General features: G+C 70.4%; 9 protein-coding genes. 1 reads left to right on the top strand and 8 read right to left on the bottom strand.

Annotation, left to right across the window (positions count from 1 at the left end; translation table 11 throughout):
- Positions 1 to 112 precede the first annotated feature (112 nt).
- Positions 113 to 1,174, bottom strand: coding sequence for a hypothetical protein (locus ACZ4TG_RS12640; RefSeq protein WP_468161948.1), 1,062 nt, complete (start codon positions 1,172 to 1,174; stop codon positions 113 to 115).
- A gap of 396 nt (positions 1,175 to 1,570) precedes the next feature.
- Between ACZ4TG_RS12640 and ACZ4TG_RS12635 the strand changes: the two genes are divergently transcribed.
- On the top strand, positions 1,571 to 2,731 hold the full coding sequence (locus ACZ4TG_RS12635) for a recombinase family protein (protein ID WP_468162112.1): 1,161 nt from the start codon (positions 1,571 to 1,573) through the stop codon (positions 2,729 to 2,731).
- A 45-nt stretch (positions 2,732 to 2,776) separates the two neighbouring features.
- Here ACZ4TG_RS12635 and ACZ4TG_RS12630 read toward each other — a convergent pair whose 3' ends face one another.
- From ACZ4TG_RS12630 to ACZ4TG_RS12600, 7 genes are all read right to left on the bottom strand, one after another.
- Positions 2,777 to 4,705 (bottom strand): TIGR03960 family B12-binding radical SAM protein, encoded by a 1,929-nt coding sequence (locus tag ACZ4TG_RS12630; protein ID WP_468161947.1) that lies wholly within the window; start codon positions 4,703 to 4,705, stop codon positions 2,777 to 2,779.
- Between the two features lie 119 nt (positions 4,706 to 4,824).
- On the bottom strand, positions 4,825 to 6,396 hold the full coding sequence (locus ACZ4TG_RS12625) for a CYTH and CHAD domain-containing protein (protein ID WP_468161946.1): 1,572 nt from the start codon (positions 6,394 to 6,396) through the stop codon (positions 4,825 to 4,827).
- Positions 6,397 to 6,466: 70 nt separating this feature from the next.
- Positions 6,467 to 7,666: a rod shape-determining protein RodA gene (gene rodA / locus ACZ4TG_RS12620; protein ID WP_468161945.1), complete on the bottom strand. Its 1,200-nt coding sequence runs from the start codon at positions 7,664 to 7,666 to the stop codon at positions 6,467 to 6,469.
- The gene (mrdA, locus tag ACZ4TG_RS12615; protein ID WP_468161944.1) at positions 7,666 to 9,840 is read right to left on the bottom strand and encodes a penicillin-binding protein 2; all 2,175 of its coding nucleotides are present in this window, start codon (positions 9,838 to 9,840) and stop codon (positions 7,666 to 7,668) included. The genes rodA and mrdA overlap by 1 nt, the downstream gene beginning before the upstream one ends.
- Positions 9,841 to 9,853: 13 nt before the next feature.
- Positions 9,854 to 10,549, bottom strand: a complete 696-nt coding sequence (gene mreD, locus ACZ4TG_RS12610) for a rod shape-determining protein MreD (RefSeq protein ID WP_468161943.1) — start codon at positions 10,547 to 10,549, stop codon at positions 9,854 to 9,856.
- A gap of 12 nt (positions 10,550 to 10,561) precedes the next feature.
- On the bottom strand, positions 10,562 to 11,503 hold the full coding sequence (gene mreC, locus ACZ4TG_RS12605; RefSeq protein WP_468161942.1) for a rod shape-determining protein MreC: 942 nt from the start codon (positions 11,501 to 11,503) through the stop codon (positions 10,562 to 10,564).
- A 174-nt stretch (positions 11,504 to 11,677) separates the two neighbouring features.
- Positions 11,678 to 12,697 carry a rod shape-determining protein gene (locus ACZ4TG_RS12600; protein ID WP_008738981.1) on the bottom strand — a complete coding sequence of 340 codons (1,020 nt, stop codon included), beginning with the start codon at positions 12,695 to 12,697 and terminating at the stop codon, positions 11,678 to 11,680.
- Positions 12,698 to 13,007 lie beyond the last annotated feature (310 nt).

Genomic DNA, 13,007 nt, shown 5'->3' with positions numbered 1-13,007 from the left:
CGGGCCTTCGGGCTGTCGCTTGCCCAGTGGTTCTTCTCCTTGTGCGGGGCTCCGCGGCTCGCGCGTCGCCCTGAGGTCTGGTGAGCCTGCCGGCCACGCCCCACCGGCCGGCTCACCCCTGCCGCTTGTGCAGGGAGATCTCGGGGGCGGGCGTGTTGCCTGCGGCTGTCGTACTACCCAGAGTACGCGCCCGTGACCTCCCCGGTTCCCGGGGAGGAGTACCGAACAGCGCCCGCCTGACCTCGGCCCGCGCCTCGCGCACCGCGGCCCGGGAGGTCCGCCAGACCTCGCGGACCACGTGCCCGACGGGTGTGGCGACCCACCGGTAGACCCACCTCGCGGGCCGGGCGACGAGGGCGCGCCACAGCAGGACGAGCCCGCGCCCGAGGGCCCGGCTGATCCGGCCGGCCAGCTGCCAGGCTCCGAGCAGCAGGTGTCCCAGGGGGGTGAGTACGTAGGCGTACAGTCCGCGGGCGACGGGGGCGAGCACATGGCGGTACGCGGCGACCGCGAGCGGGGACACGACGTACCGCCACAGAGCGGCCCAGGGCCACACCAAGAGGGCCTTGCCCAGCCAGGTCAGGGCGGTCCGGATCCAGCGGCCCAGCTGGGCGAGCCCCTGCCCGACCGGGACCAGCACGTACCGCCACAGCGCGGCGAAGGGCCAGACGAGGGCCCGCAGGAGCCGCGGCAGGAACCAGGCGAGCCCGTGCCCGGCGGGGGTCAGCACCGCGGTGTAGAGGGCGACCGCCAGCCAGGCGATCCCCCGGGCCGGCGGCAGCAGCAGGTACCGCCAGGCGCAGCCGAGCAGCCAGGCGATGCCCTGCCCGACGGGCCGGATCAGGTAACGCAGCAGCGCGCCGCCGACCGGGACCAGCACGTACCGCCACAGCCCGACCCAGGGCCACACGAAGACCAGCCGCAGCAGCGTCGCGGCGACGAGGCCCAGCCCGCGCAGCACGGGCCGCACGGCCGCCCCGTAGAACCAGCCCAGCCCCCGCCCCACCGGCCCGAGCACCCGCCGGTGCAGCATGCGCCCGAACGCGACGAGGAGATCCCAGACCACCCGTACGGGCAGTACGACGAGCACGGCCACGATCTTCACGGGAATCCGGACGACGCCGACGAGGCAGCCCTCGCCGCCGCCCGCCGGGTGGGTCTTGTCGAGTTCCATGCTCCCCAAGACATGCGAAGAGGCCCCCACCGTTGCGGGCGGGGGCCTCTCGATACCCAGGTGTTACCCGGTCAGCGCCAATGGCCCAGTACCTCGTTGGTAGAGCTGTGAGCACAGAACCTGCGCGGACCACACCGCGTGTCCAGTGGCGGAAGAACGACCTCGCGCTCCTTGCCGAGCTGCGGGCCGACGAGCGGTCACTGCCGCAGGACGCCCCGCGCGCCCTCCTGTCGGTGAGGCTCTCGACCCTCACGGCCGAGACCACGTCACCCGTGCGCCAAGAGCTCGATCTGCGACTGCTGGCGCGGGAAAGAGGCTTCCGCATTGTCGGCGTGGCCAGCGACCTGAACGTCTCCGCGACCCGGGTACCACCGTGGAAGCGCAGACAGCAGACAACTGGGACACTGGCTGAGCGAGCGGGCACCCGATTTCGACGTACTGCTCTTCTGGAGGCTGGATCGCTTCGTCCGCCGCCTGACCGACCTCAGCGTCATGATCGAGTGGTGCGTACGGCACGGGAAGAACCTGGTCTCGAAGCACGAGCCCATCGACCTGTCCACCACGGCGGGGAAAGAGATGGCGCGAGTCATCGGCAGTGTCGCCGAACTCGAGGCCGGTGGCACCAGCACGCGCGTCACCAGCTTGTGGAATTACGCGAAGACCCAATCGGACTGGCTCGTGGGGAAGCCTCCCTACGGCTACACGACCGACCCCTGCGGCAAGCTGGTCATCGAGCCTGGCGCCTGCCGCGTTCTGCGCTGGTGCCGCCGCGCGGCACTGCGTGGAGTCCCGGCCCGTCGGATGGTGACCGTCCTCGTCCGGGCAGGGATTCCTACAGGCGGCGGCGGTCGATGGACCACCGCGACACTGCTCCGGCGGTTGCGGAATCCGGCACTGATGGGGCTGCGCGTCGAAGGGGACAGGAACGCGGAAGTCCGCCGGTCGAGAGTGGTCCACGACCGGGACGGCGCGCCCGTCCGGGTGGCCGATCCGGTCTTCACCAGGGATGAGTGGCAGTCCCTGCAGTCGGCTCTCGACCGCAGGGCGAGGAACCAGCCGCGCCGGAGGCCGAAGGGTGCGACCGAGTTCCTGGGCGTACTGGTGTGCACCGACTGCGGCACCAACATGACGGTCCACACCACCACGGTGAAACAGCGCGCCTACACCTACCTGCGCTGCCGAAAGTGTCCAGGCGGCGGTTTGGGAGCGCCGCTACCGGAATCGGTGTACCAGCAACTCTCCGCCGAGGTCATGACCAGACTGGGCGCGCAGCCCGTCCGAATGCGGGAGTACGTGGCGGGCACGGGCGGGCACGGGCCTGCGGCGCCGCGGTGGGGCCTGTCCCTCGTCGGCGACACCTTCGGCGACCGCTGGCGACGCGGCGGTGCGGAATCGATGGCCGAAGACCTGCGCCGCGCTGGGATCACCTGTCGTGTCCGCAGGACGAAGATTCCCAGGCAGAGGGCGCCCGAGGTCGTTCTGGAGCTGGCCGTCCCGCCGGATGTCGAGGAGCGCCTGATCGTCAAGCAGGACATATTTCCGGACAGCTCCCACTGACACCGTCGGCCCCGTTCCAGGACGGGGCCGACGGCATCGGGACTGCTACTTGTTGACCACCGAAAGCGGCAGCAGCTTCTTGCCGGTGGGGCCGATCTGGATGTCGAGGTCGAGCTGAGGACACACGCCGCAGTCGAAGCACGGGGTCCAGCGGCAGTCCTCGACCTCGGTCTCGTCGAGGGCGTCCTGCCAGTCCTCCCAGAGCCAGTCCTTGTCGAGACCGGAGTCCAGGTGGTCCCAGGGCAGGACCTCCTCGTAGGTGCGCTCGCGGGTGGTGTACCAGGCCACGTCCACGCCGTAGGCGGGCAGGGCCTTCTCGGCGGCCTCCATCCAGCGGTCGTACGAGAAGTGCTCGCGCCAGCCGTCGAAGCGGCCGCCGGACTCGTACACGGCGCGGATGACGTCGCCGATGCGGCGGTCGCCGCGGGAGAGCAGGCCCTCGACGATGCCGGGCTTGCCGTCGTGGTAGCGGAAGCCGATGGAGCGGCCGTACTTCTTGTCGCCGCGGATCTTGTCGCGGAGCTTGGTCAGCCGCGCGTCCGTCTCCTCGGCCGACAGCTGCGGCGCCCACTGGAAGGGGGTGTGCGGCTTAGGTACGAATCCGCCGATGGACACCGTGCAGCGGATGTCGTTCTGGCCGGAGACCTCGCGGCCCTTGGCGATGACGTTGACCGCCATGTCACCGATCTGGAGGACGTCCTCGTCGGTCTCCGTCGGCAGGCCGCACATGAAGTACAGCTTCACCTGGCGCCAGCCGTTGCCGTAGGCGGTGGCGACGGTGCGGATCAGGTCCTCTTCCGAGACCATCTTGTTGATGACCTTGCGCATGCGCTCGGAGCCGCCCTCGGGGGCGAAGGTGAGGCCCGAGCGGCGGCCGTTGCGGGTCAGCTCGTTGGCCAGGTCCACGTTGAAGGCGTCCACGCGGGTCGACGGGAGGGACAGGCCCACCTTGTCGTCCGAGTAGCGGTCGGCGAGGCCCTTGGCGATGTCGGCGATCTCGGTGTGGTCCGCGGAGGAGAGCGAGAGGAGGCCGACCTCCTCGAAGCCCGTGGCCTTGAGGCCCTTCTCCACCATTTCGCCGATGCCGGTGATGCTTCGCTCCCGCACGGGGCGCGTGATCATGCCGGCCTGGCAGAAACGGCAGCCGCGGGTGCAGCCGCGGAAGATCTCCACGGACATGCGCTCGTGGACGGTCTCGGCGAGCGGGACCAGGGGCTGCTTCGGGTAGGGCCATTCGTCGAGGTCCATGACGGTGTGCTTGGACACGCGCCACGGCACGCCGGAGCGGTTCGGGACGACGCGGCCGATGCGGCCGTCCGGCAGGTACTCGACGTCGTAGAAGCCCGGGACGTAGACGCCGCCGGTCTTGGCGAGGCGCAGCAGCACTTCCTCGCGTCCGCCGGGGCGGCCTTCGGCCTTCCAGGCGCGGATGATCTCGGTCATGTCGAGGACGGCCTGCTCGCCGTCGCCGATGACCGCGCAGTCGATGAACTCCGCGATCGGCTCGGGGTTGAAGGCCGCGTGGCCGCCCGCGAGGACGATGGGGTGGTCGACGGTGCGGTTGCGGGCCTCCAGCGGGATGCCCGCGAGGTCCAGCGCCGTCAGCATGTTGGTGTAGCCGAGCTCGGTGGAGAAGGAGAGCCCGAAGACGTCGAAGTCTCCGACCGGGCGGTGGGAGTCGACGGTGAACTGCGGCACCTTGTGCTCGCGCATCAGTTCTTCGAGGTCCGGCCACACGCTGTAGGTGCGCTCGGCGAGGACGCCTTCCCGCTCGTTCAGCACCTCGTACAGGATCATGACGCCCTGGTTGGGCAGGCCGACCTCGTACGCGTCCGGGTACATGAGCGCCCAGCGGACGTCCGCGCTCTCCCAGGGCTTCACGGTGGAATTGAGCTCACCACCGACGTACTGGATGGGCTTCTGCACATGCGGGAGCAGAGCTTCGAGCTGTGGGAAGACCGACTCGGACATCACGCGTCTTTCGTGAAGCGGGCAGGGGGCGACTCTCAAGCGTACCGCGAGGCTCGGCCGCCGCCCGCCGCGGTGATCATCACCGGCTCCCGGCCCGCCCGCCTTGGCCGTCCCTTGCGGAGCTAGCCGCCCAGGGCGGCCCGCAGGCGTGGGTCCGAGGCCTTCTCCCAGAGCGCGGGCAGCTCCTGCTCGCGCCGCTGTGCCAGTGCTTCCTCGTGGCCGTAGAGCAGGCCCCAGGTGAAGGCGGACTCCCCCGCTCCGGCCGCCTGGACGGCGAGGCCGTGCAGGGCTTCGCGGGCGACCACGCTGTCCTGGTGGTCCCCGAGCAGGCTCTGGACCGATTTGGCGGCCTTGGCCAGGCGCTTGGCGGGCTTCCCGAGGGCCGGTGCGGCCGCCTCCGCGGCGTACCGGGCGCGCTTGGCGGCCTTGCGGGCGTCGTGCAGGGCCAGGTCGCGTTCGTGCCCGGCGTCCAGGGCCAGCGCCCGGCCGACCCGGGTCGCGAGGCGGTCGTAGTCGTGCAGGACCGCCTTGGACAGGGTCGGCGCGGCCGGCCGGGCGGCGGCCTTGAGCAGCGGGGGGTCGGCCAGCAGGGCGTCGAGGGAGTTCAGGAGGGCGAGGTGGCGCTTGCTGTCGAGCGCGGCCACGGCGCGGCGCCGGGAGCCGGTCCGGCGGGCGGTGTGCCAGGTGCGCAGCCGGCCGCGCACGGGGCCGAGCAGCAGGGTGCGCGGGAGTTCCGCGAGCCGGGTCCGCAGCCGTTCCAGGAGGACCTCCTGGTCGCGGTCGACGCCGAGTTCGCCGGACAGCCAGCGCAGTTCCTCGCGCAGCGGGTCGGTGGCGTCGCGGTCCAGGACGCGGCGGTAGGTGGTGAGGGCGCTGCGCAGGCGGCGGGTGGCGACCCGCATCTGGTGGACGGAGTCGGGCAGGTCGCGGCGTACGGCGGGGTCCTGGGCGATCAGGGCGTCGCGCTGTTCGCGCAGGTACGACAGGACGTACGCGCCCGCCGTGCCCTCGCCGGGGCCGGAGCCGGAGCCGGGGTCCGAGCCGGGGGCCGAGTCGGCGCCCGAGCCGGCGCCGGAGCGGTCCCGGGCGGGCGGCTCGGCGCCGGTCTCGGCGAGGGCGCGGGCGAGCTTCGAGGGGGCGTCGGAGACCTTGAGCCCGGCCTTGCGGAACTTCTTCTCGACGGCGTCGAGGAGCGCCGGGTCGACCCCGTCCTCCAGTTCCACCTCGACTTCGGTCCAGGCGGCGGTGGCCTCGCCGCGCTCCGCCCGGACCTCGTCGGTGGACAGTTCCGCGAGCAGGTTTCCGTCGGCGTCGAGGAGGTGTCCGACCCTGCGCGCGGAGACCAGCCTGACCTGCGGCTCCAGGGCGGCGTCGCGGACCCGTGAGCGGACCAGGGCGGCGAGGGAGCCGGGGACGGTGTCGCCGAGGGGGGCCCGGATCTCGTCGCGGACGCCTGGGGAGACGGGCAGTTTGAGGTGCCAGCCCGCGTCCTCGCCGCCGGTCCTGCGCCGCAGCGTCAGGCCGTCGGCGGCGAGCCGCTGGTCGGGGGTGTCGTAGTAGACGGCGTCGAGGTGCGCGGTGCCCCGGTCGACGACGGCCGCGATGCCGGCCGTTCCGGTCAGGTCCGGCACCTTCTTCGCCTTGCCCCCGGTGAACTCGAATTTCCGCTCGATCTCGCGCTTCGTGTCCGCCATGAACCGAACTTAGTCCTGAACGGATCGTGACGTGAAGGCGAACGGAAGGGGTTCCGGCATTCGGCCGGGATCAGGCCGAAAGCGGTCGCTGGACCCGGATCGACTGCAACAGCCCCACGGCCACCCACACGGCGAACATCGACGACCCTCCGTAGGACACGAACGGCAGCGGGAGTCCGGCCACCGGCATGATCCCGAGGGTCATCCCGATGTTCTCGAAGGACTGGAAGGCGAACCAGGCGATGATCCCGGCGCACACGATCGTCCCGTAGAGCTCGGTGGTCTCGCGGGCGATGACGCAGGCCCGCCACAGCACCACGCCCAGCAGCACCAGGATCAGCCCGGCTCCGACGAAGCCCAGCTCCTCCCCCGCCACCGTGAAGACGAAGTCGGTCTGCTGCTCCGGCACGAACTGGCCGGTGGTCTGCGAGCCCTTGAAGAGCCCGGAGCCGGTCAGTCCGCCGGATCCGATGGCGATGCGCGCCTGGTTGGTGTTGTAGCCGACGCCGGCCGGGTCGAGCTCGGGGTTGGCGAAGGCCGCGAAGCGGTTGATCTGGTACTCGTCGAGGACGCCGAGCTGCCAGATGAGGACGGCTCCGCCCGCGCCGGTGCCCAGGAGCCCGAGCACCCAGCGGTTGGAGGCGCCGGAGGCCAGCAGGACGCCGAGCACGATGACGATCATGACCATGACCGAGCCCAGGTCGGGCATCAGCATGACGATGCCCATCGGGGCGGCGGCCAGGCACAGCGCCTTGACCACGGTGCGGTGGTCCGGGTGGGCGAGGTCGCCCGCGTCCACCCGGGCCGACAGCAGGACCGCCATGACCAGGATGATCGTGATCTTCACGAACTCGGAGGGCTGGAGGGAGAATCCTCCGCCGATCACGATCCACGCGTGCGCGCCGTTGATGGTCGCGCCGAGCGGGGTGAGCACGGCGATGATCAGCAGCAGCGAGAGCCCGTACAGGATCGGGACGGCGCCGCGCAGGGTGCGGTGGCCGAGCCAGATCGTGCCGATCATCAGCACCAGGCCGATGCCGGTGTTCATGGCGTGCCGGAAGAGGAAGTAGTACGGGTCCCCCTGGTTCAGGGAGGTCCGGTTGCGGGTCGCCGACCACACCAGCAGCGAGCCGATGAGGGACAGCGCCAGCGCGGAGAGCAGTATCGGCCAGTCGAGCCGGCGCACCACCGAGTCGCGGGCGGTGAGCCTGGCCATGGCTCCGCGTTCCGGCGCGTACCGGGATACGGAGAACTTGTTCGCGGTCTGCATCAGTCCTGCCTTGCTGCGGGCGGTGCGGGCGGCCCGGCGAGCACGGGCGGCACCTCCTCCGGGGACGGCGGTACGTACGGCCTGATCTGGGGGGCGTCGATGGACCCGTCGGGCTGGATGGTCGGCAGGTTCGCCTCCGGCTTGAGCAGCAGCGCCTTCTTCAGGTCCTGCTTGCCGGCCATGTCCAGACCGTAGATGGCGTTGTACACGTTGCGTACGGCGGGGCCGGAGGCGCCGGAACCGGTACCACCCTGGGAGATCGTCATGACGATGGTGAAGTCCTGCGTGTACGTGGCGAACCAGGAGGTCGTCTGCTTGCCGTAGACCTCGGCGGTGCCGGTCTTGGCGTGCATCGGGATCTGCTCCTGCGGCCAGCCGCCGAAGCGCCAGGCGGCGGTGCCCTCGGTGGCCACGCCGGCCAGGGCCTGGTCCATCTTGCGGCGGGTCTCCTCGGTGAACGGCAGCCTGCCGTGGGAGCGCGGGGCGATCTTCTCGACGCGCTTGCCGTCGGCGCTGATGATGGCCTTGCCGAGGGTGGGGTTCCACATGGTGCCGCCGTTGGCGATGGCCGAGTAGATGGTGGCCATCTGGATGGGCGTGACGAGGGTGTCGCCCTGCCCGATGGAGTAGTTGACGGAGTCACCGGCGCGCATGAGGTTGCCCTCCAGGCAGTTCTCGTAGGACAGCAGCTCGACGTAGGTGCCGCCCTTCTTGCCGGTCTTGCACCACATGTCCTTGTTGGCTTCCCAGAACCGCTGCTTCCACTGGCGGTCGGGGACCCGGCCCTTCTCCTCGCCCGGCAGGTCCACGCCGGTCTCGGCGCCGAGCCCGAACTGGTGGGCGGTCTTGTAGAACCAGTCCGCCGGCTTCTTCACCGGCTTGAGCGCGCCGTCCTTCTGCCACTGCTGGTGGGCCAGGGCGTAGAAGACGGTGTCGCAGGAGACCTCCAGGGCCCGGCCGAGGGTGATCGATCCGTGGCCCTGCGACTCGAAGTTCTTGAAGACCTGTCCGCCGATGGAGTACGAGCTGGGGCAGGGGTAGTTGCCGTCGAACTTGTATCCGGCGTTGACCGCGGCGGCGGTCGAGATGACCTTGAAGATGGAGCCGGGGGCCGCCTGCCCCTGGATCGCCCGGTTCATCAGCGGGACGTTGGACTCCTTGGCCGTCAGCTTGGCGTAGTCCTTGGCGGAGATCCCGCCGACCCAGACGTTCGGGTCGTAGGTCGGGTTGGAGGCCATGGCGACGACGCGGCCGGTCTTGGACTCCAGGACGACGATGGCGCCCGCGTCGGCCTTGTACGGGACGCCGGTGTTGCGGTCGATCTGCTTGCGCGCCTCGACCATGGCGGCGTTCAGCTCGAACTCGGCGACCGCCTGGACCCGGGCGTCGAGGCTGGTCACGAGGTTGGCGCCGGGGATCGTCGGATCGTTGCGGGCCAGGCCGATGACCCGGCCGAGGTTGTCCACCTCGTAGCGGGTGACGCCGGACTTGCCGCGCAGCGCCTTGTCGTACGTGCGTTCCAGCCCGAAGCGGCCGACCTGGTCGGATCGCAGGAAGGGCGAGTTGGTGTCCTTGGCCTTGGTGATCTCGTCGTCGGTGACCGGGGAGAGGTAGCCCAGGGCCTGGCCGGTGTTGGCACCGCCGGGGGCCGGGTAGCGGCGTACGGCGGTGGGCTCGGCGGTGATCCCGGGGAAGTCCTCCGGACGCTCGCGGATCTGCAGGGCCTGCTGGGTGGTGGCCTCGTCGGTGACCGGGATCGGCTGGTAGGGGGAGCCGTTCCAGCAGGGCTGCGGGGTGACGGAGTCGCAGAGCCGGACCTTGTCCATGACCTCCTGCGGCTTCATGTCGAGCACGCTGCCGAGCCGGGTCAGGACGCCCTTGCCCTTGTCCTTCATCTTCATCAGCTCGGTGCGGCTGGCGGAGACGACCAGCCGGGTCTCGTTGTCGGCGAGCGCGACCCCGCGGGCGTCCAGGATCGATCCGCGCACGGCGGGCTGGACGACCTGCTGGACGTGGTTGTTCTTGGCCTCGTGGGCGTACTCGTCGCCGTTGCGGATCTGGAGGTACCAAAGGCGCCCGCCGAGGGTGAAGAGGAACGAGAAGACGAGCACCTGGATGATCACGAGCCGGATCTGCACCCGGGAGGTGCGGCCGCTCTCCTGAATGTTGCTCACGCCTGCTCCTCCCTCACAGTTTCTTGACGCTCTTCACACCCTTGACGCCCTTTATCCGGCCGGCCCGGTTGGCACGGCCGCGAGCCGTCTTCAGCCGCAGTCCGCCGCGCTGGCTGCCGATGCGCAGCCCCGTGCCGCCGGCCAGCCAGCCGGATGACACGTCCTTGCCCTGGGGCGGGCCGCCGCCCGCTTCGACGGCCATCGGGTCGTTCTCGGCGCGCCGGGCCAGCGCCATGATGAACGGCACCGTGAAGGGCGCGAGGAGCAGGTCGTAGAGGGTCGCGGTGAACAGCAGGCCTGTCAGGCCCACGTGCCGGGCGGCGGTGTCCCCGACGAGGGCGCCCACGCCCGCGTACAGCAGGGTGGAGCCGATCGCGGCGGCGACGACGGTGAGCAGCGGCCCCCAGGCGGAGCGGAACCGCCCGTTGTCGGGGCGGACCAGGCCGACGAGGTAGCCGATGAGGCAGAGCACGAGCGCGTACCGGCCGGCGGCGTGGTCGGCCGGCGGCGCGAGGTCGGCGAGCAGGCCCGCGCCGAAGCCGATGAAGGCGCCGCTGAGGTGGCCGTAGACCAGGGCGAGCGCGACGACGGTGAGCAGGACCAGGTCGGGTACCGCGCCGGGCAGCTGGAGCCGGCCGAGGACGGTGACCTGGATGACGAGGGCGACCACGACGAGCGTCGCCGAGAGCAGGATCCGGTTGAAGCGCATGGCGGTCAGCTCCTACTCGTCGGCCGGCTTGCCGGGCACACTGGCGGACGGGGTGACCGTGACGGTTACCGTCGGGATGGGCTTGGGGGCCTCGGGCTTGGGCGGCAGGACCGCGTCGCGCGGGTCCTCGCGCGGCGGCATGACCACGACGCCGACGATGTCCAGCCGCGAGAACCCGACGAACGGGCGCACCCATACGGTGCGGGTCAGGTCGCCTCGCGAGGGGTCGACCTTGACGACCTCGCCGATCGGGACGCCGGGCACGAAGGGCCGGTTGCCGCGGGAGCCGAAGGTGACGAGCCGGTCCCCGGGGCTGATCTTGGCCTTGCCGTTGAGCATCTGCACGGACAGGGCGCGGTCGCCCTGTCCGGTGGCGAAGCCGAGTTCGCCGGACTTCTCCAGGCGGGTGCCGACGGTGAAGTCGGGGTCGTTGGCGAGCACCACGGTGGCGGTGTCGGGGCCGACCGTGGCGACCCGGCCGACCAGGCCCTCGCCGTTGAGGACGGTCATGTCGCGCTCGATGCCGTCCTTGCTGCCCGCGTCGATCGTGACGGTCCAGGAGAAGCCCTGGGCCGCTCCTATTCCGATGACTTCGGCGCCCTTGATCCCGTACTGTCCGGCGCCGGCCCGCTTGAGCATCTCGTCGAGCTCGCGGATCCGGCTGCGGTTCTGGTCGTCGCTGCCCAGCTTGGCCTTGAGCGTGGCGTTCTCGCGCTCCAGGATCTCGATCCGGCTGTGGCGTTCGCCGGAGTCGCGTACCGCCCCTATGGCGTGGGCGACCGGGTCCACCGCGGTCGCCACGCCCTTCTCGACGGGGCCGAAGACCGCTGCGGCGGCCTGCCGGGCACCGTCGACCGGTGACTCCTCGCCCGCTCTGATGTCCACCGTGATCAATGCGAACGCGATGGCGATCAGAAGCACCAGGAGCAGCCGGCTCTCTCGTGTGTCCCTCACGTGCGGCGGCCGTGCCTTCCTCGTAGTAACCCGTGCGGCGAAGCCGCTCCGGTGAGACGCGAAGCTGTGATCGCACCGGACTGTTGCCTGTATATCAACGATCCGCCGCACAGGCGCGGTAGCACCCGTACGGCGGATCCTTGTGTTCCGCATGCCCCGTCGACGGGGATCTGGTCAACGCCGGGGCTGGGCGTCCAGGACCTGCTGGAGCGCCTCGAACTCCTCCACGCACTTGCCGGAGCCGAGGGCGACCGAGTCGAGCGGATCCTCCGCGATGTGGATCGGCATGCCCGTCTCACGGCGCAGCCGCTCGTCGAGACCGCGCAGCAGCGCGCCGCCGCCGGTCAGGACGATGCCGCGGTCCATGATGTCGCCGGAGAGCTCCGGAGGGCACTTGTCGAGGGTGGTCTTGACCGCGTCGACGATGGCGTTGACGGGCTCCTCGATGGCCTTGCGGACCTCGGCGGCGGAGATCACGACCGTCTTCGGCAGCCCGGACACCAGGTCCCGGCCGCGGATCTCGGTGTGCTCGTCCTTGTCGAGGTCGTACGCCGACCCGATGGTGATCTTGATCTGCTCGGCGGTGCGCTCGCCGAGGAGGAGCGAGTACTCCTTCTTGATGTGCTGGATGATCGCGTTGTCGAGCTCGTCGCCGGCCACCCGGATGGACTGCGCCGTGACGATTCCGCCGAGGGAGATGACGGCGACCTCGGTGGTGCCGCCGCCGATGTCCACGACCATGTTGCCGGTGGCCTCGTGGACGGGCAGGCCCGAGCCGATGGCGGCGGCCATGGGCTCCTCGATGATGTGCACCTGGCGGGCGCCGGCCTGGGTGGACGCCTCGATGACGGCGCGGCGCTCGACTCCGGTGATGCCGGAGGGTACGCAGACCACGACGCGCGGACGGGCCAGGTAGCGGCGCTTGTGGATCTTGAGGATGAAGTACCGGAGCATCCGCTCGGTGATCTCGAAGTCGGCGATCACGCCGTCCTTGAGGGGCCTTACGGCGACGATGTTGCCGGGCGTCCGGCCGATCATCTTCTTCGCCTCGGAGCCGACCGCCAGGATGCCACCGGTGTTCGTGTTGATGGCGACCACGGACGGCTCGTTCAGGACGATCCCCCGGCCCCTCACGTACACCAGCGTGTTGGCGGTCCCGAGGTCGATCGCCATGTCACGGCCGATGAACGACATGTTGTTCCCCTTGTTCCCCATGAGGAGCGTCTGGCCTTCCAGTTGATAGCGGCTGCTGTCAGGTCGGCGAGGTGGGTGTGTGGGTGGAGGCCCCATCGTAGTGCCGCACGTACGGACATCGCGCGACGGGACTCCCGGCAATCCCGCCGGAACGGATACCCGCCCCCTTAGTGGTGACGTCGTGTCCTGCACATGCGTTCCCGGTCCGCGCCGGTAATACCGAAGGGCGACCGAAATTACTTCGGTCGCCCCAGGTCGTGAGCGCTATTTGGCTGATCCCGCGGCGCAGAGGACCGCCCGGGCAGGTTCC

Source organism: Streptomyces sp. NPDC028314 (assembly GCF_055565795.1).
The sequence above is the reverse complement of the archived record's forward strand: the minus strand, read 5'-3'. Positions and strand labels throughout refer to the sequence as shown.